The organism is Pseudohalioglobus sediminis, assembly GCF_008370495.1.
Classification (GTDB): domain Bacteria; phylum Pseudomonadota; class Gammaproteobacteria; order Pseudomonadales; family Halieaceae; genus Halioglobus.
This window is the reverse complement of record NZ_VTUX01000001.1, coordinates 881,281-907,461: the sequence shown is the minus strand read 5'-3', so window position 1 is coordinate 907,461 and position 26,181 is coordinate 881,281. Positions and strand designations below refer to the sequence as shown.

Below are 26,181 nucleotides of genomic sequence, written 5' to 3'. Positions count from 1 at the left end.
GAGGTAAGCACAGCGTGGAACGCAAGGAGCGTTTTGCCAGGACCATTCTTAACGGGTTCGAAGCATTTTTTTGTGAGTTCCAGAATATTACCCTGGCCGCAAAAACCCGCTTTGAAAACGCAGACTGGCATGGCATGCAGGAGTCCGCCACCCGTCGCATCGACCTGCGCAAGGAAAAAACCGCCGAGATCATCCAGTACGTGGAGCTGATAGCCGGCGAATACCTCAAGGACTTTGAGTTCTGGAGTGAAGTGCGCGATGTCTATGCCGACATGATCGAAGGGCACAACAACTTCGAGATTGCCGAGACGTTCTTCAACTCCGTGTTCTGCGCCGTTTTCAAGCATCGCAAGATTCGCGACGACTACGCCTTTGTTTTCTCGCCCCACGGCGACATGCCACCGGCGGACGTCAGCTCGGTATACAAAACCTACCCGGTAGAGCACTCCCTCGAAGAGGTCTGGCAGCAAATCCTCGACGATTACGCCTTCGATATTCCCTATGAAGACCAGACGCGGGACGTGCGCAACATTATGGGGGTGGTGGATAAATACCTGCGTACCCGTTTTGATCTCGACGGCTATGACGTGCAGTTCCAGGTTCTGGAGCACCACTTCTTCCGCAACAAGGGCGCGTACATTGTCGGCCGGATTATCAACGGCAAGGATTCCATGCCCTTTGTGCTGCCCATCCTGCACAATGAAGAAGGTGCAGTGTATGTCGATACCGTGCTGTTCGGCTCCGACAAGGTCAGCGTGGTGTTCAGCTTCACGCGTTCCTATTTCTTCGTGGATGCCAGCATTCCCTCGGCCTACGTGCTGTTTCTGCAGCAGTTGATGCCGGCCAAGCCCATCTCCGAAATCTACAGTGCGATGGGTTATAACAAGCACGGCAAAACCTACTACTACCGCTGCGCCTACCGGCACATGACGACCACCGAGGACAAGTTCATTATTGCCCCGGGTATCAAGGGCATGGTGATGTGTGTATTCACCATGCCTTCCTATGATTTCGTGTTCAAGATCATCAAGGACCGGTTCACGCCGCCCAAGGAAATGACGCGTGAGCAGGTCAAGGAGAAATACTCCCTGGTCAAGCGCTGGGATCGCGCGGGCCGCATGGCAGACACCCAGGAATTTACCAACCTGGCCTTTGCGCGGGAGCGCTTCTCTGATGAATTGATGGAGGAGTTGTACGCGGTTGCGCCTTCGATGATTGAGGAACACGGCAAGGCGTTGATCATCAAGCACGTTTATGTGGAGCGCAGAATGACGCCGCTCAACCTTTACCTGCACGACGCCAATGACGAGCAGGTGAGGGCAGTGATGGACGAGTACGGCAATGCCATCAAGCAACTGGCTGCTGCCAATATTTTCCCGGGCGATATGTTGCTCAAGAACTTCGGGGTGACCCGTCACGGCCGCGTTGTCTTTTATGACTACGATGAAATACAACCGCTGACCGAGTGTAATTTCCGCAAGATTCCGCCACCGCGCAATGAAGAAGAGGAAATGTCCAACACGCCCTGGTATACGGTCGGGCCCAACGACATTTTCCCCGAGGAGTTCCGTTTGTTCTTTTCAGGCAACCAGCGGGCGCGCAAGGTCTTTGACGAGATACACAGTGATATTTATGAAGTGGCTTTCTGGCACAACCTGCAGGAGCAGATTCGCAGCGGCTATGTAGAGAGCTTCTTTCCGTACCGGCGCAAGTTACGCTTTGACAGGGGAGTGGACGCCTGATGGCAACAATCTATCTGATTCGTCACGGGCAGGCGTCTTTTGGTTCCGACAATTACGACCAGCTCTCGCCCCTGGGCCAATTGCAGGCTCGCAGGACGGGCGAGTACCTGGCGCGCGCTGGAATTTCTTTCGATGCGGTTTACAGCGGCGACCTCTCACGGCAGCGCGAGACTTGTGAATTGGCGTGCTCGCAGCTGGGAGGTGAGATCCCACATACTGTCGATGCGCGCTTTAACGAAATTCGCAATGATGAACAGGTGGAGAAGCTCGCCCCGATTGTCGCGGCTGAAAATCCTGCGATCGCACAGCTTTTACAACGCGGGTTAAGCAGCAGCAAGGACTACCAGAAGGTCATTGACGCTGTCTTCAATTACTGGGTTCGCAATGACTGCAGTGCATTCGGTATCCAGAGCTGGGAGGAGTATTCCGGCCTGGTCCAGGATGCCTTGCGGGACGTGATGCGCAGCCAGGGTGGTGGCAAAACCCTGGGTATTTTTACTTCCGGGGGGACGATCGCCACGGCGGTTGCCCAGGTGCTGGGCCTTGATGGCAGGCATACCTACGCGTTCTATGAACCGATCTTCAATTGCTCGGTAACACAGCTTTTCTACAGTGGCAGCCGGGTGTCGCTTTCCTATTTCAATGACCGCTCATTCCTGCAACTTCTCGGGCAAGAGTACGAGGAGAACCTGGTCAGCTATCGCTAGCCGGCGTCGGCAACACCCGTAACTGCAACCAGTTTCCGGATTGATAGCGCCACAATAGCAACGTTGCCTTGGTGCAGTAATCCAGCAGCATGACTGCGAAAATCCAGGTGACGGGCAAGCCCAGAACGAGAATCAGCAATGCGGGCAGCAGGCGGCCGAGCACGATGCCACACAGGGTGGCGATCAGCGGGAAACGCGTGTCGCCGGCGCCGCGCAGGGCGCCAGCCAGGGTTATTTCCACGGCCATGATGGGCTGCACGGCGGCAATCAGGTAGATGAAGATCACGGTAAGCCGTTGCGTTTCCTCGTTGGGGATCATGAAGGCGGCGAGGGTCTTGGCATTGAAGGCCAGCACGATCGACAACAGGCTCATGGCGACGATTGCCATACGCATGCCGCGCCAGCCCGCCGCTACGGCTTGTTCCGGCTTGCCGGCTCCCAACTGCTGCCCAACCAGTGTTGCCGCGGCAATGCTGAAGCCAAAACCCACCACGATGGAAAACGATACCAGGCTGATGCCGATGCCATAGGCCGCGTAGGCCGCCGTGCCGTACTGTGCGACGATGGCAAAGAAGCACAGGAAGGCCAGTTGCACGACGCCCTGCTCCAACATGGACGGCGCGCCCAGGGTCATTAGCTGGCGCAGGGTAGGGCGGTCCAGTTGCAGGCGCTTCAGGGCCTGTAAACTGAACTTTCCTCGCCACCAGAGCAAGACAAACAGACAGGAAACCAGCGCGCCGGCAAAACCACCGCCAAAACCCACACCAGCGACGCCCCAGGCAGGCAAGCCGCCTATGCCGTAAGCCAGCAAGTACGCGAACGTGACATTGAACGTGGAGCTGAGCAACAGAAACCAGAGCGGGGTTATGACATCCCCCGTGGCCCGCAAAGCCGTGGACAGGATCATGTTTATGGCTGCGAAAATGTTGAATACGCTGAGCCAGAAGATGAAGCTGGCAGCGAGACGAGTGGCTTCGGCATTCAGCCCAAAAACACCTGCAACCGCCGCGGGGAAAAACAGCATGGGCAGGGAGAGCAGCGCTGCCAGGCACATGCCCAGGGCCATGGAAGTCCAGGTGACCAGCTCAGCTTCGGCAATGCGCTCCGCGCCCCAGCTGCGGGCGACCATGGCGGTGGTCGCAACGGAAACGCCCATGAGCACCGCCTGGAGCAGGAAGAATATCCGGTGCCCGCTGGTGACCGCAGCGACGGCATCGTTGCCCAGGGCGGCGACGATCTTGATATGCATGAAGCCGACGGTAGCGAACAACAGGTTGGAGATGATCGTGGGCCAGGCCAGTTGCCAGACCCGGCGGCTTGTAGACCCTGATGCGCTCATGCTTGCGGGGGCAGCGCCCGGCACTCGGCATGTCGGAAGCAATCTGTAGTGTGGTCATTGACCATGCCGGTAGCCTGCATATGGGCGTACATGATGGTAGAACCGACAAAGGTAAAACCCCGTTTTTTCATATCCTTGCTGAGTGCATCGGAAACCGGGCTGGTGGCAGGCACTTCTGCGAGTGAGCGCCAGGCATTCTGTATCGGCGCGCCGTCGACAAAGTCCCAGATGTAGTTGGCGAAGCTGCCCATTTCTGCCTGGACTTCAAGAAACGCCCTGGCATTCTTGCGTGAGCCGAAAACCTTGAGGCGGTTGCGGATGATGCCGGGATTCTGCAGCAGCTTTTCGAGTTTTTTGTCGGTGTAGCGGGCGATTTTTTCTGCATTGAAGTTATCGAAAGCCTGACGGTAGGCTTCGCGCTTTCTCAACACCGTGATCCAGGACAGGCCCGCCTGGGCACCCTCCAGGATCAGGAATTCAAACAGCGTATTGTCGTCCCATACCGGCACACCCCACTCCTCGTCGTGGTATTCCACGTACAGTGGGTCACTTCCGCACCAGCCGCAGCGTTGGGACATGAATCCTATCCTTGTTCAGGGACCAAGAGTATGGGCCTGAGGCCAGGGGCTGTCCAGTTGGTTTGACGGGCTGGAACAGTGTTGGGCGCTATGCCAAACTCAGCACCCTGTAGATCCGCGGGATAGATAATGAGCAATACCATCGTCTTTGAGCAGACCGGACATGTTGGCCGCCTGACCCTTAACAACCCGGAACGGCACAATTCGCTGGGACAGGGAGAACTGGAGGCGATACAGGCTGTGCTCGATAGGGTAAGTGCCAGCGCAGACATTCGCGTTCTGGTGGTGACGGGTGCGGGAGATAAGACCTTCTGTGCCGGCGCATCACTGAGTGAGCTGGGTGCCGGCAAGATATCCGGAGACTGTTTTCAGGCCACCACTGACCAGTTGGCGGCACTGCCTATTCCCACCATCGCCTGCCTCAATGGCAATGTCTTCGGTGGCGGAGTGGAACTGGCCCTTTCCTGCGACTTCCGTATCGGGATAGAGGGCAGTCGCATGCGTGTGCCCGCAGCGGCTATTGGCTTGTGCTACCCGCTGAGTGGCATCAATCGCTTTGTCGAGCGCCTGGGAGTTAACCTGGCCAAGCGCATTCTGGTTGCCTCCGAGACTTTTGACGCCGAGGCCATGCTCGAGATCGGCTTCCTCGACCACCTGGTGTTGCCGGCCCAGCTCGAGAAGACCACGCATGATCTGGCGCAGCACATTGCCGATCTGGCGCCGCTGGCTGTGCGCGCGATGAAAGCGATCCTGCAGCAAGCCGCGGAAGGGGAGATAGATCGGGAGAAGGCCACGGCTCTTTCCGAGCAATGTCTCGCGTCTTCCGACCTGCAGGAAGGTTTCACGGCGCAAAAGGAAAAACGCAAGCCGCTGTTCCGCGGCGAATGACGCTACTCAGCGAGGTGCCAGGGGGCCGTGGCAGTTCAGCTTGCGGTCTATGGCCATCCACGGCAGGCCGAGCTTCTGCAGCCAGTTGATCGCGGCTTGTTCGGTCTTGAGGCGTGCGATGCTGGCCGCGCCGCAGGCGTCCAGCGCCGTGTCCGCCACCACCGATACACTGAGCATTCCCGGTATCGGGAAACCGTCGACGGGGCTGAGGCCGCGGCCGAAATTTTCCCCGTCGAAAAGGATGCGATTTTCAAAGTCTCCCCGCATGGCATAGCCGCGGTTGTTCAGCTTTATCCGATTCACTGCGGTGCGACTACCCAGCGGGTGGCGCAAGCCCAGTAACCAGTTGGCCCCGTCGGCCTGCTTGCCAATACTGACCGCGTCGTGATCCAGCTCAATCAAGGCGTGTTCGACCCCTTCCCGGACCAGGCGCCGGCGCACGGCGTCAAGTGCATAGGGCCTGATGCAGCTGTTCAGGTCCAGCAGCATGCCCCTCTCAGGAAGATAGGCCCCTTCATCTGTAAGCTGGAGTTTGTTCCAACCCACCAGGGTTAGCATGCCTTTGATCTGCTGCAGGGTGGCTTTCAGGGTGCCACCGTCATCGTAGCAATCCTGTAACAGCCGGGTAGTGGGGTCAAACAGGTGATTGCTCTCTGCCCACAGTGCAGACGCGAAGTCGAACAGACTGCGGGATTCCGCATCCAGGGGCGTGAAGAAACCGCTACCCGCTGCCTGGTTGATCTTGCTGATGATGCTTTCGGGATGGTAGGAGCTGAACTTTGTTTCGATGCGCGAAAGTTCGTTCAAGGCCAGCGCGAAACGCTTCTCGGCCTCTGTTGCCGATGCATGCAGGGTCAGTTGACATGAGCTGCCAAAGCAATGAAGGCGCTTCCGCTGCATGTTCATGGCCTGGTCACCATCCTTTGGCGATAACGATGCTGCCTATAGTATTCACCCCTGCTACGGCTGGCAATGGGGCGTGTGCGCCGCTGCGCTAGGCGTGACCGTGCGGGAGCGGTACAGAGAGGCGGATGTGCGTACCGTGGCCCTGGGATACCGATACGGTCGCCGAGAGCCGGCGGCAAAGGCTATTGACCACGCTAAAGCCTCTGCTCCGGGCTGTGCCGATATCGAAGCCGACTGGCAATCCAATCCCGTCGTCCTGAATCGAAACTTCTACCTTATCGGGCGCATCTGTGCTCGAAGGTGCTATTTCCAGTGATACCTGAACAAAGTTGGCAGCTGAATCCGGCTCAAACGCATGTTGAAACACATTGTCGATCAACTCGTAGAGTATCAGAGCCAGTGGCAATGCCACCGGAGCGCTGATCAGAGACTTGCTGACCAGATTGATCGACGAGATGGTGGCGGGGTCGACAGTTGCATCAGGGAGTAGCAGGTCGATAAGGCCATTCAAGTAGTCATGCATATTGGCAGCCAGTGCGCCGTTTTCGAAGTAGTAGGAAGTCTCCAGCAGACGCATTGCTGAAAGATGCGAATCAAGGGCCGACTCCCCGCGAGCCGAATCACCGAGAGTCGAGAGCTCACCTATTACTCCGATCATCTCCATGTTGTGCTTGCTGGCAGACTCCGCTATCTGATCTTGTAACTCCTGGGTTTCCTGTAGTTCATCCATGACACTGTCAGCGATGAGCATTGTCTCCTCTGCGCGCCTTTCAGCCTCCTCCTTCAAAACTTTCGTGCGATGAGCCCGCATACCCAACCAAAGCAAAAGCATCGCTGACGTTGCGTAGAATGCATACGCCCAATAAGTGAGATACCAGGGTGGCAGTACCCGAATGCGCAGTGATACCCCTTCTTCATTCCACACTCCGGCTGCGTTGGCGCCCTTCGCCAGAAAAGTGTATTCGCCGGGTGGGATATTGTTGTAGGTGATCTTGTTATTGGTGCCGTCGTCGATCCAATCCTGGTCCAGGCCTTGGAGTTTGTGGCTGAACAGATTCTCCCCTGGGTTTGAGTAGTCGAGCACGCTTATTTCAAAAGAAACCTCGCTAGCACTAGGAATATTTATAAGGTCTAAAGTCTCAAGTTGGTAGGAATTCAGATTAAGAGAATTCGTAATGGTCAAACCAGAAATTACAATGGCTGGTGCAGACATGTTGGCTTCAACAGATAATGGGTCGAAGCGTGTATAGCCCTTGGTGCCACCAAAGTAGAAAATATCGTCTACGGTTGAGTAATATGCCCCAAAATTGAAGTCGTCGCCCTGTAAGCCATGAGTTTTGTCATATCGCTGAACGATTGCCCCGTTCATTCCGAGTTTGTATAAGCCGTTGTTAGTCGAAGACCAGTAGTGCCTGTTTGAATCCTTCATGATGGAGTATACGGACGCCTTTGTTACGCCCTGTGAACCACCAAAGCTCGATGAATTGTACTTTTCTGAATGCTCGTCCTTTTCCAAGACCAGTATCCCATGGTCTTTGGTTCCAACGAGGATGCTATGGCTGTCGATTATCTTTGCTGTAAAAAAGGTCGGGGTGACTATTCTTTTAGGAAATTCGATTTCAAGTGGCTCGAATCTCGTTGTTTCTTCGTCCATCTTGTAAATGGTTCTCTCAGAAACAACGAGTACTGGTTGCCCAACTTCGCTGGTGATATCGGTGATGGGATATTTGACCAGTTCAGGGAAGTGCTTTATCGAACCAGATTGTATTCTCCATAGCCCGCGATCATAGCTTGCAACCCATATTGAATCTGCATGATCCTTGTATATCTTGGTTATTGAACCTTTTTGTAAGTCAGCAAATTGGACGGCCTCGAGTTCCAGAGTCCTAGTGTCAAGCAGAACTATTCCCTTGTCCCAAGTTCCGAGCCACAAGAATTGTTTATCCGTTTCCATGGTCATCACGCGACTATCTGGAAGTTCAATGCTACCTTGCACTTCAAATAGTTCGTATTTGCCTAGGTTATCGTTGAATCGATATAAGCCAGCATATGTTCCAACCCAAACGTTCCTCTGAGAATCTTCGGCAAAAGCCATAACATCGTCATACACGCCGCTGTTACGATTATTAAAGGTTTGAAAGTTTTCTGCGCCGATATGAGCCAGCCCCTGGTAGGTTCCAACCAATACGTTTGAACGAACTCGAGAGAAAACTGTTATATGATTGTGAGGTAATGCGGTTTTTTCGGAGACATATCTTCCCAACACTTCCAACTCTGAGTTCAAGACGTAAAGGCCTTTGTTGGTTCCAAATAGGAATAGGGAGTCGAATGCGAATATTCCGGTTATAGATGGCTTCTCTGTCGTGGATAGTTGTAGTCTCTTTTCCGCTCTCCCTGTCTTTTTATCAAGTAGATATATGTTTCCGCTGTCCGTCCCAATAACAAGTTCAGCTGTTTTTCGTACAAAAATAGATGTAATTTTCTCGGTCTCTAAACTTACTGCAATTTTCTGAATGACCCGTGAATCAGTATCCACAGATAGTACCGATCTCCCGTCTGTTAGAATTACATTGCTATTTCCGTCGCTCCTGAATTCAAGGTTGCCTTCTAGTGCGGCTATTTCTTCGCTTTCTGAAAGCCATTGAATAGGCTCTTTTGTCATTGCGTCGAACACAGTCAGACCGGAGTTGCCATAAAGCCAAATTTGACCCTTTGAGTCTGTGAAACCTTTGTCTAAAAACTGGGATCTGGACTTTGTGTAGAAGTCTGGCGTGTAGAAAAGCTCGTCTTCTTTGTTCCACTGCAATAGACCAGAGCCGTTTGTGACGATAAACAGTTCACCATTGGATGTCTCAAAGATGTCGCGTATGTCAGCGTTTGGGATACCAGCATTCTGGCTCGAAGAACTAGAGAAAAATTTAAAGCTCTTACCAATGAATCTGTACAAGCCAGTCTGTGTGCCGATCCAAAGTGCCTGGGACTGATCTTGGTATATTGAAGTGATGACTGGTGCTGATATCTTCGAGGAGATTGGCGAATACGAAATCCTGAGCGGTGTGTCAGCTAGAGTAGTGGGACCTCGCAATAGAGATGCGATTAGAATTATAGATGTTAGACATATTGCTATTCGGCCCATGCTTTGTGCATGTGTCCCGTAGTTTTTTTGTCCGGCTCAAAGGGCGCTGTTAGCATCCGATAGCTCCGCCTCCAGCATTTCCTGGGCGAACTCTGACCTAGCAAGCATCAACTCATGTAATTGTGGTTGAATATCGCTTGCTTTCCTCTCTCTACCCAATTTCTCGAATCTGGCTGCGATCTGGCGGACTTTTTCCGCGCCAATATTTGCACTCATCGACTTTATCGCATGTGCAGTCTTATATACCGACTGAGAATCACCTCGTTTCACTTGATCTACAAGTTCGTTAATCTTTTCTTCCATTTGCTCCTCGTATCCCTTGAAAAGCGTTTGCAAGAGTGGTGTTCCGGTTTGTTTTTCGACTTCTTTAATGTTCTTGATGGCAGACCTGTTTATTATGCTTAGGTTATCTTCATCTACGGCTTGCGTCGATTGTAGAGTATTGAAACTATCATGCCTTTTTTCATATGATTTGCTATGTGAGCAATGCTTCTCGAGGACGGCCCGCATCTCTCCGACCCCAAACGGCTTGGACAAATAGTCATCCATTCCTATAGAAATACACTTCTCTTGATCGTCCTGTGTTGTTCCTGCAGTTAACGCAATAATTGGGGTTCTGCTTTGGCCGGTCTCGCCTTCATATCTTCTGATTACCTTGGTTGCATCAAATCCATCCATTACTGGCATTTGGCAGTCCATGAGAACTAAATCAAATTGCTCTTTTTGAAAAGCCTTGGAAGCCTTGTCTCCATCAGGTGCTATATGCACTTCGCAGCCAAGCATTCGGAGCATTTCGTTGGCTATCTTCTGGTTTATCTCCACATCCTCAGCCACCAATACTTTGGCTTGGAATTGTGAGTAGTTGGCATTGTTGCTTCTTTGTTGAGCTATATCCTGTTTAGCGCCTAGGGCACGCACTATGGACTCTTTCAAGTCTGTCTTTGTGATTGGAGCATAGATTTTTAGACATTCTCTTAAGGCCTCTATGTTCCTTTGTTCTGGGTATGAGCAAACGAGAATGTCGATTGGCTTACTTCCGTCGACTAGCCAATCTGGGTTTCGCTGAATGAACTCTGCATCAGATATAGTGATTGAACGCACGTCGCCAATTTCTTCAAGTTGGCGATGTGTTCTAACTAGATTGTAAGAGACTCCGAGTCGCGCTAATTGAGATTCCAGCATTTGAAAGTTGAGGTCATCTCTGGTGAGAATATTGAAAACCGCATCGCAAACTGGAGGCTCTTGATTTGCTTTTTTCTTGAAGGGTAGGTTTAGTCTTACTGTAATTTTAGTGCCTCTATCCGGCTCTGATTGAACGGAGATATCTCCATTCATCATCTCGATGAACTTCTTTGTGATCGAAAGACCTAAACCGGTGCCTCCAAATTGCCTAGTGGTGCTCGCATCCGCTTGGGTGAATGCGTCAAATACGCGCTTCTGCGTTTGAGCTGTCATTCCTATACCGGTGTCTTCAACGCTAAGTTCTATTTGGGCTAATCCTTCTTTTTGTGGGTTTCTAGAAATATTTGTTCTAACAACTATGTTGCCTGAACTGGTGAACTTAATGGAATTGCTGAGAAGATTCATCAGCACCTGACGTATTTTTGTTGAGTCGCCCTCAAAGAGCAAGTCACTCACGGGAGAGCATACGTTCACAAAGCGTAGATTTTTTCTGTGGGCCGGCTCGCTTTGCAGGTAGCAGACCTCATCCACCAAATCCAGCAGATCAAAGGCCACTATTTCCATTTCTACTTTCGAAGCTTCTATCTTAGAAAAGTCCAGCACATCGTTTATTATTGAGAGAAGAGCGACGCCACTAGTGTGAGCCGCCTCCGCAAAGCGTTTTTGTTCCTGTTCGAGATTGCTGTGCAGGAGCAATTCTGTCATGCCTATCATTCCATGCATTGGAGTGCGAATCTCGTGGCTCATTGTAGCCAAGAACTCAGACTTTGCTTTATTAGCCTCTTCAGCGGCTTGTCGTGCTTTTTCTAGATCTATTGTTCGCTCTTCTACTTTGATTTCTAGCTCACGCTGTCTGATTCTGGCTAGCTCCGCTTTGCTTTGTTGCCTGCGAATGAACATGGCTATGGCAAAGATAGACATCAGGGCGTAACTGGCGTACGCATAGTTACTGAGCCAGGGCGGAGGAGATACCACGATAGGTAATGAGAGCGCATCCCAGTTCCAAGTGCCGTCAGGGCTCGCTGCAGCCATTTTTAATAGGTAGGTGCCTGGTGGCAGAGTAGTAAAAGATGCAATGCGGGAATCTGGAGAAACAATCCAATCAGAGTTTATGCCCTCAAGTTTGTAAGCGTACTGTATTGCTTCTGGGTCAGAATAGTCCGCCGCAAATACCTCGATCGTCAACATTCTATCTTGGTAAGTAAGAGGTACTTCAACTAGCTGCGAATAGGGAACGTCATATGTCCGTCGTTCGTTCATTATCTTGATAGAGTAAATACTGACTATAGGTGGTGTCGATGTTTCGATGCTGTCTTGTGGATCAATTGCATTAAATCCGTTAATACCTCCGAAATAAATTGCTCTGTTTGTCGCTTTAAAAGACGCGCCCATATGAAATTCGACGCCTTGGAGGTTGTCTCTCAGGCCATAATTGAGTATCGAAGATTTCTCCGCATTGATCTTCGAAATGCCTCTGTTGTGGGAGATCCACAGATTCCCCGCTTCGTCCTCTTGAATGCCGTAAATGTTCGAACTAGGGAGTACCAAGAATCCAGCAACGTTACTAAGCTTTACGTTGCCTTCTTTCCTGTCTTTTAGTGACCATGTCACCAAACCACCACCCCAGCTTCCGATCCACAACGTACCATCGCTTGTTTCGTTTATTAGCCAAACAGTATCTTTTAGCCCACTTTCTGAGGTGCTTGAGCTTGCGACTCGGAAAAATCTACCGGTCTCTTTTTCGAACCGGTTGAGTCCGAATTCAGTGCCAACCCAGATGTTGCCCAGTGAATCTTCGAAAAGCGCCAGCACGTTGTTGTTACTTATACTGGCCTGGTCATTTGGTTCATGTTGATAGTTGCTGAACGTGTTTGTGGCCTCCTGAAATATGCTCAGTCCACCCCCAAAGGTGCCGACAAGTAATTTTCCATCAGAGGTTCTTAGTATAGATGTGATGCCATCCGCACCGATGGATTCGCTATTTGAAGGCGAATGTCTGAATACTTGAGTTTCATTGCTTTCGATATCCAGCCTGTTTAGTCCGTGGTCAAATGTGCCGATCCAGAGAGTATTTCCGTCGCCTAGCAGACTCATAACGACTTGACTGGATATACCCGGGGATGTGTATTGATTGATCCACTCGAATTTGCTCGCACCTGGTCTTAATCTATTCAGCCCGTCGTCTGTCCCGATCCAGAGGCTGCCATCACTAGTCTCACCAAACGTGTTTACGGAGTTATTCGAGAGTCCACCAGCAGAAACGTCGAATTTTTCAAAAGGGGTGATTCTCCCCTCGGCTAGACCAGCCCATGTTCCAATCCAATATATGCCGTCTCTGCTTTGATATATGCTGTGAATAATCTCGGACGGTAAATCCGAGTTGCTGGTGTCAAAGACACTGAACTTTCTGGATGCCTTATTGAATAAATTGAGTCCGGTGTCTGTGCCTGCCCAAATGTTGTCATCTTTATCAACAAATACCGCCACGACATTATTCGATGACAATGAGGTGGAGTCTGACGGATCATGCATGAAAGTATTTAGTTCGCCGTCCTGAAGATCCAATTGCCACAGTCCGGCGTTATCGGTGATGATCCATAGGTTTTTCGATTGAGGGACGAGCTCTATGAAGCGGGGATTCGTCGTTTCGTGGCTTGTTACATTTAAGTGAATCCTTTTTGGTTGAAGGGACGTTTTATCCACTTGGACAAGACCCGCATTCGTAGCGATTGCCCAGAGGATACCGTCGCCGGTTTCAACTAGGTCAGTGATTGCGCCGATGCTGCCCCGCGACGATCCGTCTGACAGGAAGTGTTCAAATTCCAGGGTGAAAGGGTCGAACTTACTGTAACCGTTAGGGTAGCCTAACCAAATATCGCCCTCAGAATCCTTGGTCATTGACGTGATTTCGTCGTTCAGCGGTGAGTGCCGTTCGTTTATATCCGCGGGAAATCTCTCGAAGTGGTTTTTCGTAGAGTCGAAGCGGTTAAGGCCTCCTTGCGTGGAAATCCAAACATTCCCATAAGTATCTTCGAGAATGTCTGACACAACATCGCTTGATATCGAGTTCACTTGGGTGGGTGAATTCCGATAGTTTTCGAGGTGTTTGCCCGTATATCTATTTACGCCCTCCTGGGTTAGAAACCATACTGCACCAGTCGAGTCTTGGAAGGTTTTCCGAACTGTTTGCTGTGTCAGACCCGATGAGGCTGGTGAAGGCAGGAAGCTTACATTGTAGCTGCTTGGAGTGGCCGCATTTAGCCTGCTGGACGTCAATATTACGAGCGTGAAGAAGAGTGAGAAGCAAAGCTTCATGGGAAGACAGAGTTGTCCGAATATCTGAGATACATGCGGACTAGGTTAGCTTAGTTTTCATCCGATATAGAAGCATCAATGCTACTTTTTCATAGATAAAAAGGGCACAACATCAATGGCTATAGAAGGCGATGCCAGAGATGTTGTGCCCTAAAGGCGAGTTAGCGAGAGCCCCGTCAGGCAAAGTCATCTCGCTGTTTGAGTTTTACCAACCGATGCTCGTACCCTTCCCTCTGAGAAGAAAGGCAGATGCTGCAATAGCCGATTCTACTAGCGGAGAGCCCAGCGGTATGCAGCTTGGTCAGAGTTGGAGCGGAGAGCCCAGCGATATGCAGCTTGGTCTGAGAAGGAGCGCAGTGCCCAGCGGTATGCAGCCTGGTCTGAGAAGGAGCGCAGAGCCCAGCGATATGCTGTTTGGTCTGAGAAGGAGCGCAGAGCCCAGCGGTATGCAGCCTGGTCTGAGAAGGAGCGCAGAGCCCAGCGGTATGCGGCCTGGTCCGAGTATGAGCGCAGAGCCCAGCGGTATGCGGTTTGGTCAGAGTAGGAACGCAGAGCCCAGCGATACGCCGACTGCTCAGAAAAACTCATGCTGCCCCACTGGTAAGCGGTATTGCCGGCATAGGCATCGGCTTCAGGCTTGGCAGAGGCGGCGTTGCTTCCCCACTTGTAGCCGCCGCGAGCTGAGCTGTTGTCGGCCCAGGTGGCGTCTGCGGCAGTGGATTGGCTGCTTTTGCCCCACTTGTAGCCGGCGTTGCCGCTACGCGTGTAGGTCTTTGCATCAGCCAGGGAGTGGCTCACGCGGTGTACAAGGTTGTGGCTGCCTTCGGCGCTGGCAGTGGTGTCTGCGCCTGCCATAGAGATGGAGGGAGCCATGAGGGCAATTGTGAAACCGCTGATGCTTGCTAACTTAGCTACGCTGCTCTGAATTTTCATATCGTTCGTCCGCCTTCGTTGTTCGTATGCTTGGGTAAATCAGTAAATGTGACGTATTTAAAAGTTCCTGGGTCTCCCTTGAGACCTGGTTCACATCTTCTTTTACGGATGCTTGACTTTGTTATAAAAGGACGCGGGCTTTAGATGAAGGTGTGTATATAACCCTTTTGGGGTAATGGGGTCTCTCGGCTTGGCAAGGTCGCGTCGCTCGGTACTGCCTTCGAAGTGGTAAGTGACTGAAATATATGGAATAAAGCTGGTTTTGCTTGGTTGTGCCTTGATTTTGCCCCTTGCGGGTCAGTGCTGTCTCCCGAGGCCCGGGCGGGCCTGTTTCGGGGCGGGCCCGGAATTAGCGCTGTCGCGCCAGTTCCTCGATTCTTTTGCGCTCTGCCGTGTACATCTCCTGCCAGGGGAAGGGGTGGCCAGGTGGGTCAATGTACGTCTCCGGCAGCCTTTCGATGTGCGCCTTGACGCCCCAAACGCGGGATTCACTCGCGCCTTTTTCCGGTGATTCGGGTGAAAGCATCTCCGTCAGCCCGGGAAGGGAGACTTTACCCTCGGCATCCAGGATAGCAGGGCCTTCGAAGTGTTCCTCCAGCGCGATGTCTCTGGCGATGTTCAGGCCCACATTGCCACAGCCACGGGAACCCAGGGTGATCGCGCGGGTCAGGCTGACGAGGCCACTGCCCTGAACAAAGGGGCTGTAGGCGAGTAATCCGTCCCGGTTGATGGCCGGTTCAGCGGTGTTGAGTAACTTGCACTTGATGTCGTCCGGGGTCAGTTCCGGCTCGAGTTGCAGTAGTAGGGCGGCCAGCCCGGATACCACGGCGGCGGCCTGGGAGGACCCCGTCATCACCAATTCGCCACCTGGCAAGGCGTAATCCGGGTGCTGCGTTGTCAACGTGGAGCCCGGCCTGGTCACGCCCGTGATATGCCCGCCCGGTGCTACGATGTCGGGCTTGATATGGGCCTCAGGCGTGGGTCCCCGCGATGAAAAATCGGGTATGTAGTCGTCTGCACGGGTGTCGGTTGTCCAGGAATCGGTAGTGGCGCCCACGGTGATGATGTAGGGCAGGTTGCCCGGCGAGCCAATTGTCATATCGCCCGGTCCCTCGTTGCCAGCCGCGGCGATGACGGTGATGCCGGCGGCCCAGGCGCGCATAATCGCCTGGTTTATCGGGTCGAGGTAGTAAGGCCACTTCGGGCGCGCCGCGAAAGACAGGTTCAGGACGCGAATAGCGTATCGTTCCCGGTTGTCCACCACCCACTGGACTCCGCGCACGATGTCGAGCAAGTCGCCTCTGCCCTCATTATTGAAGGCCTTGATGGCGACGATGCTGGCGTCAGGCGCGATGCCTTTGAAGCTGCCGGTGACCTGCCCGCGCGCGCGCGTCGGCCCGCTGTGGGCAATTACGCTGGTGAGGTGAGTGCCGTGACCGCTCTCGTCAAAAACCCCGTCCTTATCGCTGTCGTTGATCGCATCGTAGCGCGCAAGCACCCGGTTTTTGCCGTCGGTGTCGTGGACGAGGGCAGGGTGGTCCCAGAGTCCGGAATCGAGAACGGCAACGGTGATACCGCGGCCAGTGACACCGTGCCGGTGCAGATCATCCGCGCCGGTAACGGTGGCGTAGTAAAAGTCGTCGCTGTTTTCCGGGTAGCCGGGAATGAGTTTGCTCTTGCAGTTTTCGCCGAAGCTGACAGTCGCAGTGTAGGCGTTCTGTAGGGGGGCTTCATTCAGCTGGTGCTCGAAGCGTACCTGCAGGTCCATGCGGCCGAGAAATTCCGGCGACGCAGCCGGCTTTATTTCGATGCGGGCAGAATTCTCCTGGCTGCCTTGCCACAGCTCCTCCGGCAGTTTGCGCTTACCCAGCTGAATGCTGCTGATCTGGCCAAGCGCGGCCGGCCAGCGCAGCTCCAGTCCCGTCAGTTTGCTGCTTTCATCGCCTTTGCTGAACAGTGGCCAGGTGAAGCCGTCGCGGTGTCGCAGAATCTCTACGGAGCCCGCGGCCTTGCATTGCTGGTTTGCTACGGGCTCCTGGTCGGGTTGGTCGTCCAGGGCGAGATCATCGATAACGCGTGTCACTTTGCCGGATTCCACCGCGGCATCCAGCTGTGCGCGACTCATGTGCGCGCCCACGGCATTGATGATGGGCAGGAAATGCGTCAACGTGCCCCCGTTCTGCTCCGCCAGCGCGCGCATTTCCGCGGCGGACTCCCCCTGCAACATTACGTGGAGAGGCATTTCTTCAGTCGCGTGAAGCTGTGTAGCCGCTGTCATCGCGAATGCAGCAAACAGGACGTTCTTTGGGATTTGCATCAACTGAGATTCAGGCTGGCGTTGGTTTGCTCTATCTGCAGGTCGGCACTGAAGTCGTGGCGCAGCATGTCTGGCACATCCTCAGGGTAGATGGGGTGTGAAAAATAAAAGCCCTGAAGCAGGTCACAGCCCCTTGTTACCAGGTACTCCAGCTGTTCGCGATCCTCGATGCCCTCGGCAATCACGCGCAGGTTGAGAGTTTTCGACAGTGCGATGATGGCATCGACGATCGCGGCACCGTCCGGGCGGTACAGGTCAGCGACGAAGCTCTGGTCTATTTTCAGCGTGTCGATCGGGAAGCGCTTGAGGTAACTCAGTGATGAATACCCCGTTCCGAAATCGTCCACAGCCAGCTCGAGCCCCAGCTTTTTCAGTTGCGCCAGTTTCTCAATATTCGTCTGCGCGTCGTTCATGATGGCGCTTTCGGTCAGCTCAAGCTCAAGTCGCTCCGGTGCCAATCCCGAGCGTTTCAGGAATTCGCTAATCCACTGTGGCAGGTTGCTCTGGTTGAACTGCAGGGGCGATATGTTGATGCAGACCCGAAACGGCTTCAGGCCCATAGCGTCCCAGTAGTGGCAATGCCTCCCGACCTCCGCCAGCACCCACTCGCCCAGCTCGATAATCTGCCCGGTTCGCTCTGCTACCGGTATGAACTCGAGTGGCGATACCATGCCCCGTTCCGGGTGCTTCCAGCGCACCAGGGCCTCCATGCTGACCACCTCTCCGGTACGGGTGTCGACCTGTGGCTGGTAGCGCAGCTCCAGTTCGTCGTTGCGCATCGCGTCGCGCAACTCCTCTTCCATTTTGAGTTGCTCAACCGCCCGTGCGTTCATCTCTTCGTCGTAAAAACGATAGCAGGCGCGGCCATTGGCCTTGGCGGCGTACATGGCGGTGTCGGCGTTGCGCACCAGCGTATCCGGATCTTCACCGTCCTGGGGATACAGGGCGATGCCCACACTGGGCGTGACCACCGGGTTGTGTGATTGCAGCGGGATCGGCTCGGACAGGGTATCGAGTATGCGTTTGGCTACCCGCTCAACCTGCATCGCATCGGTGATATCCGACAGCACCACGGTAAACTCGTCGCCGCCCAGCCGCGCGATTTCGGTGCCCGAGTCGACAGTTTCGTCTTCCGCGCTGTTGTCCGTGTAATAGTTGATGGCATCGTCTTCGCGCAGCTCTACCGTGAGGCGCTTGGCAATTTCGACCAGCAGGCGGTCACCGCGACCGTGCCCGATTGAGTCGTTGATGCGCTTGAAATGGTCGAGGTCTATGAACAGCAGCGCGGCATTGGAATTGTGGCGGCGGCAACGCTTGAGGATACGGTTCAGCTGTTCATTGAAGCTGCGGCGATTGGGCAGGCTGGTGAGCGGGTCATAGTAGGCGAGGTAACGCAGCCGGTCTTCCTGGCGCTTGAGTGCGTTGAACGCGTCGGAAGCGCGCAGCATGTACTGTACGTCCCTGCCCAGTAATGACCAGTTTACGGGTTTGGTCTTGTATTGCGTTGCGCCCGCTTCAAAGCCCTGGTCGATGGACTGACGGTCGTCGGAGCCGGTCACGATCATGATCGGGATGGATTCGCCCTGCGGCATTTTGCGCAGTCGCTGGCACACTTCCAGCCCCGTCATGCCGGGCATCTCCACATCGAGGAAAACCAGGTCGGGGCGTTCGCGAATGAAGACATCGATCGCCTCGGTGCCGTCAGCTGCCTCCACTACCACCATGTTCTCGGCCTCCAGGCACTGCTTTGTCAGCAGACGGACGTTAAAGTCGTCGTCGCAGACAAGTATCTTGGCGCGCTGGTTGCGTCGTTCTTCGCTCGACATGAATAAGGAGTAATGATGTGGGCGTAGTTCTAGGCTATCATCACTTAATCCTGCCGCCTAGCCTCAATGGTATAAAGCGGAGATATGTACAGGGGAACGTTGGATTGCCGGGTAAGAGGTGATTTAGGGGCGTGTTACATCTTCACTGGGCTGCATTGACCCGACTGCTGGTGCCGGCGTGTTTCGTGTCCGGCGCGTTGATGGTCCGCGAGTACTTGCCGGCCCTGAGCGAAAATACGCAGATCGTTCTCGCTGCGCTGCCTTATCTGGTTGCCGCAATCTGTGCGGTGATGGCCTACCAGTTCCGCCGCGTGCGTTTGTTACTGGCAGCGCTTGGCGTCGCCGCACTCTACTGGTTGATACAGAATCACCTCCAGGTCAGCCTGGATCACCCGGACGCGGCAAGGCTGTATCTGGTTGCCAGCCTTGCCGTGCCGCTGCTCTGCCTTTACCTGCTGGTGCTCCCCGAGCGCGGTATGTTCAATACCTGGGGTCTGCTGGCCTGCGTGTTTTTTCTCGGCAGCGCTGGTGCGTGCTTTGCACTGGCCGACCTGATTCTGGGCGCGTCAGCAGGTGTTTCACAGGCCTTCGCACATCGTCCCGTCGAGGGCTATATCCTCTCGATTGGCGCCAGCCAGTTGCTCGCATTGGTGGCAGTAGCCGGCATTGCGGCGCTGTTGTTGCGCAATGCCGAGGCCGAGGGCCCGCTGCTGGGGGTGCTGGCGGCCGGTTTCGCCTCCCTGGCGTTTTTGCATCTTGAGAGTATCTCGGTGGTGATGGGCATTGCGGCTGGCCTGTGCCTGGTATGGGGCTTGTTGCGCAGCTCTTATGCCATGGCCTATCGGGATGAGCTCACCGGCCTGCTCGGGCGCAGGGCGTTGAATGAGCGGCTGGCGAGTCTGGGCAAGCGTTACACGATAGCCATGCTCGATGTAGATCATTTCAAGCGCTTCAATGACAAACACGGGCACGATGTGGGTGATGAAGTGCTGAAACTGGTGGCCTCGAGGGTGCGCGAGGTGGGCAATGGCGGTACGGCCTATCGGTACGGCGGGGAGGAGTTCTGTATCGTGTTTCCGCGCAAGTCATCGGAGGATTGCGCCGCCGCGCTGGACGAAGTGCGTGAGCGTATCGCCGATTACAAGATGTCGATCCGCGACCGTCGCAGTCGGCCTGCGCGCAGCAAGGACGGGGCTCGCCGGCGCGGCGCCACCCGCATCCGTTCCGACCAGGTATCGGTGACTATCAGCGCCGGTGTGGCAGCGCGCGAGGAAGATGGCCAGGACGCCGAATCAGTCATACTGGCTGCGGACAGCAAGCTCTACAAAGCGAAGCGCAGTGGTCGTAACAGGGTGGTGTTCTAGCCGGGGCGTCGCTTTCAGGAAAACATCGGGTCGCGACGTTTGAAGTGCAGGTCATCGATAAACCGCGGCAACTGCTGCAATGGAATGGCCGGGCTGTAGTAAAAGCCCTGGACCTGCTGGCAGCGCTGTTCGCGCAGGTATTCGACCTGCTCGTAGGTTTCGGCACCCTCTGCAACAACCACCATGCCCAGTCGTCGGGCCATTTCGATAATCATGGTGCACACGGCTTCCTGGTGCGGGTTGGCAGGCAGGTCCCTGACGAAACAGGCGTCGATCTTGAGAGCCGAGATAGGCAGTTCCGTAAGGTGCGAAAGCTGTGAGAAGCCGGTGCCGAAGTCGTCCAGCGAGAACGAGATGCCCAGCAGGCGCAGTTCGTCCATACGTTGCTTGATAGCGTCCGGGCTATTGAGGATGGTGGTCTCGGTGAGTTCGAACTCCATCTTTGACGCATCGGTGCCGCAGCGTTTCACGATGTCCTTGACGATGTCGACAAAACGATCGTCCTGGAACTGGCTGAAAGAGATATTCACGGCCACATCCACATCGCGGATACCCTGTTCTTCAATCCACACCTGCGCGGAGCAGGCATGCTGAATGACCTGGTAACCGATGGTGCGCATCAGGCCCATGTCTTCGCAGGCGGCGATGAACTCACCGGGGTAGATCATGCCTTTTTCAGGGTGGTTCCAGCGCAACAGGGCCTCGAGCCCAACCAGTCTGCCAGTGGCGAGATCAATGCGCGGCTGGTAATGCAGCTCGAACTGGTTCTTGCGCACGGCGGTGCGCAACTCGGCCGCCAGCGAGGTGGCGCCGCCATGATCGAAGGATAATTGTTCACTGTAACGGACGAATTTACTGCCGGTTATGGCCTTGGCCTGCTGCATGGCAGAGCGGGCAAAGTCCACCAGGTCGGAAAACTCCGTACCGTCATCCGGGTAAATCGCGGCGCCAATGCTGGCGTCGATCGAGACCTGCTGCTCGCTCAGTATCATCGGCGCGGTGATCGACTTGAGCATTTTCTCGGCGATCATTTCCACGTCGGCAATACTGCTCACATCTTCCAGCACCACGGCAAATTCGTCGCCGCCGATGCGCGCGATGCTGTCGGTGCTGCGCAACTTGTTGATCAGCCTGCGCGATATGGTCTTGATCAGCAGGTCGCCGTCCGCCTCACCGTAATGATCATTGATGTTCGAGAACTGGTCCATGTTGATGTACAGCAGCGCGGTATTGAAACCATAGCGTTCGCTGCGCTCCATGGCGCGTTCCATGTGGGCGCGAAAGCCAACCCGGTTGAGCACGCCAGTGAGGCTGTCCCGGTTCGACAGTTGCTGGATGCGATCGCGCGCGGATTTCAACTGGATCGCGTAGTCCAGTACGCGGTGTACCAGGGCATCCTGCAGCTGGCTGCGTAACAGGTAGTCCTGCGCGCCCAACTCGCGTAGCTGGGCCGAAAGGTTTTCCTCGGTTTCGTCCAGCAGCAGAATGATGGGTACGGTGGCCTGGTTTTTCTGGGCAAGGCGCAGCAGGTATTCTGATTCGCGCCCGTAGGCCATGATCACAACGTCGATGGTCGGGTCCAGAAGCGCTTCCAGCGGGCGTTCCATAGCCTCGGATGCCGCCAGTTGGAAGCGGGCGGGCACGGCACGACCGAGGCAGTCAGCCAGAATCAGGTGATCTGATCTGTTCTCGGAAATGATTAATACCGTGCGCTGTTCCACCCTATATCCCTGGTTGCTCGCCTGGCTGGCGCGTATTTGATCAGAATTATTGTGCGCTAATTCTTTTATATAACATGAGGTTATACGGAATAATTCAATGAAATTCTACTCATTGTTTATTAAAAATTACCACTCGCGGCGTCACTGAGCCCAAGTGTTACTGTTTCCTGACCCGCACCAACATGGGCCGTGAGTCCATCTGTACTATGCTTGGCTCGCCGACAATCAATGGGGACCTACGTGAATAAAGATGTGTTATTGCAGGTGGATGGCCCTGTTGCGGTCATCACCCTGAACCGGCCGGAAGCGCATAACAGCCTCTCCCCGGGCATTATCGAAGGGGTGTCAGAGGCCTATCGACGCTGCGACGCCGACGACACCATTCGCAGCGTGGTGCTGACTGGCGCCGGCAGGAGTTTCTGTGCCGGCGCGGACATGAGTGGCGGAGGTGACACTTTCGATGCGGGCGCAGTGGCCGCCGAGGTGGATTCATGCCCACTCGCGATGCAGGCATTCGAGGTGCGCAAACCGGTGATCGCCGCGTGCAACGGTCACGCCGTCGGGGCGGGACTGGGCCTGGCGATGCAGGCCGACATGCGGGTGTTTGCCGCCGAGGGCAAGTACGGCTTTCTGCAATCCCGCCGTGGTGTGGTCACCGACTTCGCCATGGAGTTCCTGCTGCCGAGGATGATTGGCGTGGAAAAAGCACTGGAGTTGCTCATGCGCGGCCAACTCCTCAGTGGTGAGGAGGCGGTCTGCTGGGGTCTCGCTGCGCGCTCTGTTGCCTCAGAAGAGGTATTGGATACAGCGCTGGAAATTGCCCGCGACATCGCCCTGAACGCGGCGCCGATGGCCGTGGCGATGCACAAGCGCCTGCTTTGGCAGGGTCTGGGCCTGAGTTACCAGCAATTGGCCGCGAAGGAGAGCAGGGCACTGAACTACACCATGCAGCAAGCGGATGCAGTCGAGGGCGGCGTGGCCTGGCTCGAGCGGCGTGAGCCGCGCTGGCAGGGAACGCCGGCAGCGGACTGGCCGGAGTGGATGGATGATTGAGAAGCCCTGGCGCAGGCACGGCGGTGCCGTCGCACTGTGTTTTGTGGGCCTGTCAGGGTTGGCCGGTTGTGGCGGGGTCGAGCCGCCGCCAGAGTCGGTATTTGCCGCGCGTGAATTCGCTGTGCCGTCTACCCCGGCCCCCTGTGAGAAGCGCCTCGGCCAGCGCCAGGCCCTGTTCGGTGACCTGCATGTCCATACCGCCCTGTCCAGCGACGCCTGGAACTTTGACGTTCGCGCCGAGCCCGATGATGCCTATGCCTACGCATTCGGCGAGGCGATCAAATTGCCACCGGGGGCTGACCGGGAAGCGCGCAGCGTGCGCATTGGCCGTCCCCTGGATTTTGCGGCCGTTACCGACCACGCAGAGTTTTTTGGCGAGCAATCGGTCTGCAAGGACCCCTCTGCCCCGGGCTACGCCAGTGACTTCTGCGAGGTCATGCGCAGCGGCGAAGGTCGTGCGCCGAGATTGCTGCTGCAGATCATGTCGCCTTTCTCCTCGCGACAGCGCGAGGTTTGCGGCGAAGACGGCGCTGACTGCGCACTGCGTGCCGAGCAGACCTGGCAGCAGGTGATAGACGCAGCGGAACGCTGGAACGATACCTCGGCCGCTTGCGAGCGCACCACCTTTGTCGCCTATGAATACAGCTCCTTCCGGCTGGGCTCCAACCTGCATCGCAATGTGATTTTTCGCGGTACGGCGGTGCCGCAGCGCCCGATTTCCTACCTCGATGCACACCGTGAGTGGGACCTGTGGCGCATTCTCAAGGAGCAATGCCAGGACAGTGACAGCGGCTGTGATGTGCTGGCGATCCCCCACAATTCCAATATCAGTAACGGGCGTATGTTCGCCGTGGACTACCCGGGCGCCGGGTCGCAGCGCGAGCAGGCCCGGCGGGCGCTTTTGCGTCAGCAGCTGGAGCCCGTGGTCGAGGTGATGCAGCACAAGGGTGATTCGGAGTGCAGGAACGGCCTGCCCGGCGTGCTGGGGGGGGAGGACGAACTGTGCGGTTTCGAGCGGTTTGAAGATCTTGCCTTCAGTCGTTTTGTGGATGAGGGAGAGCAGGTAGGTGAATGCTACCAGGGCCCCCTGGCCGACTGGCTGCCACGCCTTGGCCCCAGTTGCCTGCACCGCAATAGCTATGTTCGTTATGCCCTGATAGAGGGGTTGCGGGAGCAGGCGCGCCTGGGTGTGAACCCCTATAAAATGGGTCTGCTGGCCAGCACAGATACCCACAATGCAATCGCGGGTGGTGTGCAGGAGGCAGACTTCCCGGGACACCTGGGCAATGGTGACGCCACTCGCCTGCAGCGAGTCCAGTTCAGTGCCGACATCCCCGGCAACGCCTACAATAACCCCGGTGGCCTGGTGGGTGTCTGGGCCGAGGAGAATTCGCGCGCGTCGATATTTGATGCGCTGCGCCGGCGTGAGGTGTTCGGCACCAGCGGGCCCCGGATACAGCCGCGCTTTTTCGGTGCCTGGGCACTGCAGGGTGACCTCTGCGCGCAGCCCGACATGGCCGCCCGAGCCTATGAGCAGGCCGTGCCGATGGGCAGCGACCTGCCAGCCCGGCGCGGCGAAGCCCCCGAGTTCCTGGTGGCGGCGTTAGCCGATCCCGGTAGCCTGCGTTTCCCCGGTACACCGTTGCAGCGCCTGCAGGTGGTCAAGGGCTGGGCCGATGCCCAGGGCAATCACCATCAGCGTGTATTTCACGTTGCCGGTCATGCTGGGGGCGCTGCCCGCGTGGACCCGGAAAGTTGCCAGCCCCAGGGGCAGGGGTTTGCCCAGCTGTGTGCGGTGTGGCGCGATCCGGAATTTGATCCCGAGGTTTCCGCGGTCTATTACCTGCGTGCAGTGGAAAATCCGTCATGTCGTTATACGGCGCAGCAGTGCCTGCAGCTGCCTTCCGATCAGCGGCCGCAGGATTGTGCCGAGCCCGTGTTCAGCCATGTGATCCAGGAGCGAGCCTGGAGTTCGCCGATCTGGTACAGCAGCGGCGGCGACTAGCGATTTTCGGCCGCCTCGATTGGGCCGTTTGACCTCATTCCAGCGCTGGTGAACTATGCTAGACTTCCGTTTTTTCCCGCCCTGCAGAACAGAGTATGAGCATTGCCACCGATAAACTGGAAACGATCCGCCAGCAGGTACAGTACCATCTGGATCACGCAGAACGGCATCACCACAACCCCGAGCAGGCGCGGCTGATGAAGGAGCAGATTGCCGCAAGGCTGAAAGCCGAGAACGCGGTACTGGTGGCTCACTACTACACGGCACCCGAGGTCCAGGCACTGGCCGAGGAGACCGGGGGCTGTGTTTCTGACTCCCTGGAAATGGCGCGTTTTGGCCACGATCACCCTGCTGAAACACTGGTTGTTGCAGGTGTGAAATTCATGGGAGAAACCGCGAAAATCCTCACGCCGGACAAGCGCGTGCTGATGCCCACGCTGGAAGCTACCTGCTCACTGGACCTGGGCTGCCCCATCGAGGAGTTTTCCGCCTTCTGCGACCAGCACCCCGACCGCACGGTGGTTGTCTATGCCAATACGTCCGCGGCGGTAAAGGCGCGCGCCGACTGGGTGGTAACTTCCAGCATCGCGCTGGACGTGGCTGAACACCTGGCGGACCAGGGCAAGAAGATTATCTGGGCGCCTGACCAGCATCTGGGCGATTACGTCCGCCGCCAGACCGGGGCCGATATCCTGATGTGGGACGGCGCCTGCATCGTGCACGAGGAATTCAAGGCCCGCGGTATTGCCGACCTGAAAGCCGTGTACCCGGACGCCGCAGTACTGGTGCATCCCGAGTCACCCGCCGCGGTACTGGAGTTGGCCGATCGGGTCGGCTCCACCACCCAGATCATCAACGCCGCCACGGAGATGGACGCCGAGCGCTTTATCGTGGCCACCGACCAGGGCATTTTCTACAAGCTGCAGCAACAGGCGCCCGACAAGGAGTTCATTATTGCGCCCACTGCAGGGAACGGCGCTACCTGTCGCAGCTGTGCCAACTGCCCGTGGATGGCAATGAACGAACTGGAAACCCTGGCCGCGGTGTTTGATCGCGACGACAACGAGATTTTTGTCGACCCGGCCGTGGGTGAACGCGCGATGGTGCCGCTGCGGCGTATGCTCGACTTTGCCGCGGAGCTGAAACTGAGCGTGAAAGGTAACGCCTGA

16 protein-coding genes are annotated in these 26,181 nt (G+C 55.6%); 7 read left to right on the top strand and 9 right to left on the bottom strand.

Features of this window, described 5'->3' with window-relative positions; all coding sequences use genetic code 11:
- The first annotated feature begins 14 nt into the window (after positions 1 to 14).
- Together aceK and F0M18_RS03900 are read left to right on the top strand one after the other, a co-directional pair.
- On the top strand, positions 15 to 1,742 hold the full coding sequence (gene aceK, locus F0M18_RS03905) for a bifunctional isocitrate dehydrogenase kinase/phosphatase (protein WP_149610048.1): 1,728 nt from the start codon (positions 15 to 17) through the stop codon (positions 1,740 to 1,742).
- Entirely contained in the window at positions 1,742 to 2,449 is a 708-nt protein-coding gene (locus F0M18_RS03900) for a histidine phosphatase family protein (RefSeq protein WP_149610047.1), read from the top strand. Before aceK ends, F0M18_RS03900 begins: the two co-directional genes overlap by 1 nt.
- Here the strand turns inward: F0M18_RS03900 and F0M18_RS03895 are convergent.
- The gene (locus tag F0M18_RS03895) at positions 2,436 to 3,788 is read right to left on the bottom strand and encodes an MATE family efflux transporter (RefSeq protein WP_149610046.1); all 1,353 of its coding nucleotides are present in this window, start codon (positions 3,786 to 3,788) and stop codon (positions 2,436 to 2,438) included. The two genes, F0M18_RS03900 and F0M18_RS03895, sit on opposite strands and share 14 nt — an antisense overlap.
- Positions 3,785 to 4,366, bottom strand: coding sequence for a DNA-3-methyladenine glycosylase I (locus tag F0M18_RS03890; RefSeq protein WP_149610045.1), 582 nt, complete (start codon positions 4,364 to 4,366; stop codon positions 3,785 to 3,787). The genes F0M18_RS03895 and F0M18_RS03890 overlap by 4 nt, the downstream gene beginning before the upstream one ends.
- A 129-nt stretch (positions 4,367 to 4,495) precedes the next feature.
- Between F0M18_RS03890 and F0M18_RS03885 the strand changes: the two genes are divergently transcribed.
- Positions 4,496 to 5,254 (top strand): enoyl-CoA hydratase/isomerase family protein, encoded by a 759-nt coding sequence (locus F0M18_RS03885; protein WP_149610044.1) that lies wholly within the window; start codon positions 4,496 to 4,498, stop codon positions 5,252 to 5,254.
- 6 nt (positions 5,255 to 5,260) lie between these two features.
- On the opposite strand, the gene F0M18_RS03880 is transcribed toward F0M18_RS03885, so the two are convergent.
- The 6 genes from F0M18_RS03880 to F0M18_RS03855 form a co-directional block, all read right to left on the bottom strand.
- Entirely contained in the window at positions 5,261 to 6,160 is a 900-nt protein-coding gene (locus tag F0M18_RS03880) for an FAD:protein FMN transferase (protein WP_149610043.1), read from the bottom strand.
- 88 nt (positions 6,161 to 6,248) lie between these two features.
- Complete coding sequence (locus F0M18_RS03875; RefSeq protein ID WP_188109578.1) at positions 6,249 to 9,107, bottom strand: ligand-binding sensor domain-containing protein; 2,859 nt, start codon at positions 9,105 to 9,107, stop codon at positions 6,249 to 6,251.
- Between the two features lie 225 nt (positions 9,108 to 9,332).
- Positions 9,333 to 13,793, bottom strand: coding sequence for a two-component regulator propeller domain-containing protein (locus F0M18_RS03870; protein ID WP_149610041.1), 4,461 nt, complete (start codon positions 13,791 to 13,793; stop codon positions 9,333 to 9,335).
- A gap of 270 nt (positions 13,794 to 14,063) precedes the next feature.
- Complete coding sequence (locus tag F0M18_RS03865) at positions 14,064 to 14,726, bottom strand: hypothetical protein (RefSeq protein ID WP_149610040.1); 663 nt, start codon at positions 14,724 to 14,726, stop codon at positions 14,064 to 14,066.
- A 349-nt stretch (positions 14,727 to 15,075) separates the two neighbouring features.
- Complete coding sequence (locus F0M18_RS03860; protein ID WP_188109576.1) at positions 15,076 to 16,968, bottom strand: S8 family peptidase; 1,893 nt, start codon at positions 16,966 to 16,968, stop codon at positions 15,076 to 15,078.
- Positions 16,969 to 17,042: 74 nt separating this feature from the next.
- A complete protein-coding gene (locus F0M18_RS03855; protein ID WP_149610038.1) occupies positions 17,043 to 18,869 on the bottom strand; it encodes a two-component system response regulator in 1,827 nt (608 codons plus the stop codon).
- A gap of 131 nt (positions 18,870 to 19,000) precedes the next feature.
- Here F0M18_RS03855 and F0M18_RS03850 point away from each other — a divergent pair, with 131 nt between their 5' ends.
- Positions 19,001 to 20,233 (top strand): GGDEF domain-containing protein, encoded by a 1,233-nt coding sequence (locus F0M18_RS03850; protein WP_149610037.1) that lies wholly within the window; start codon positions 19,001 to 19,003, stop codon positions 20,231 to 20,233.
- A gap of 14 nt (positions 20,234 to 20,247) precedes the next feature.
- Here the strand turns inward: F0M18_RS03850 and F0M18_RS03845 are convergent, their stop codons facing one another.
- Positions 20,248 to 21,954: a putative bifunctional diguanylate cyclase/phosphodiesterase gene (locus F0M18_RS03845; RefSeq protein ID WP_149610036.1), complete on the bottom strand. Its 1,707-nt coding sequence runs from the start codon at positions 21,952 to 21,954 to the stop codon at positions 20,248 to 20,250.
- 240 nt (positions 21,955 to 22,194) lie between these two features.
- On the opposite strand from F0M18_RS03845, the gene F0M18_RS03840 reads away from it, so the two are divergent.
- The 3 genes from F0M18_RS03840 to nadA all read left to right on the top strand — a co-directional run bounded on the left by F0M18_RS03840 (position 22,195) and on the right by nadA (position 26,181).
- Positions 22,195 to 23,007, top strand: a complete 813-nt coding sequence (locus F0M18_RS03840) for an enoyl-CoA hydratase-related protein (protein WP_188109575.1) — start codon at positions 22,195 to 22,197, stop codon at positions 23,005 to 23,007.
- On the top strand, positions 23,000 to 25,012 hold the full coding sequence (locus tag F0M18_RS03835) for a DUF3604 domain-containing protein (RefSeq protein ID WP_188109574.1): 2,013 nt from the start codon (positions 23,000 to 23,002) through the stop codon (positions 25,010 to 25,012). The genes F0M18_RS03840 and F0M18_RS03835 overlap by 8 nt, the downstream gene beginning before the upstream one ends.
- 95 nt (positions 25,013 to 25,107) lie before the next feature.
- The gene (gene nadA, locus F0M18_RS03830; RefSeq protein WP_149610033.1) at positions 25,108 to 26,181 is read left to right on the top strand and encodes a quinolinate synthase NadA; all 1,074 of its coding nucleotides are present in this window, start codon (positions 25,108 to 25,110) and stop codon (positions 26,179 to 26,181) included.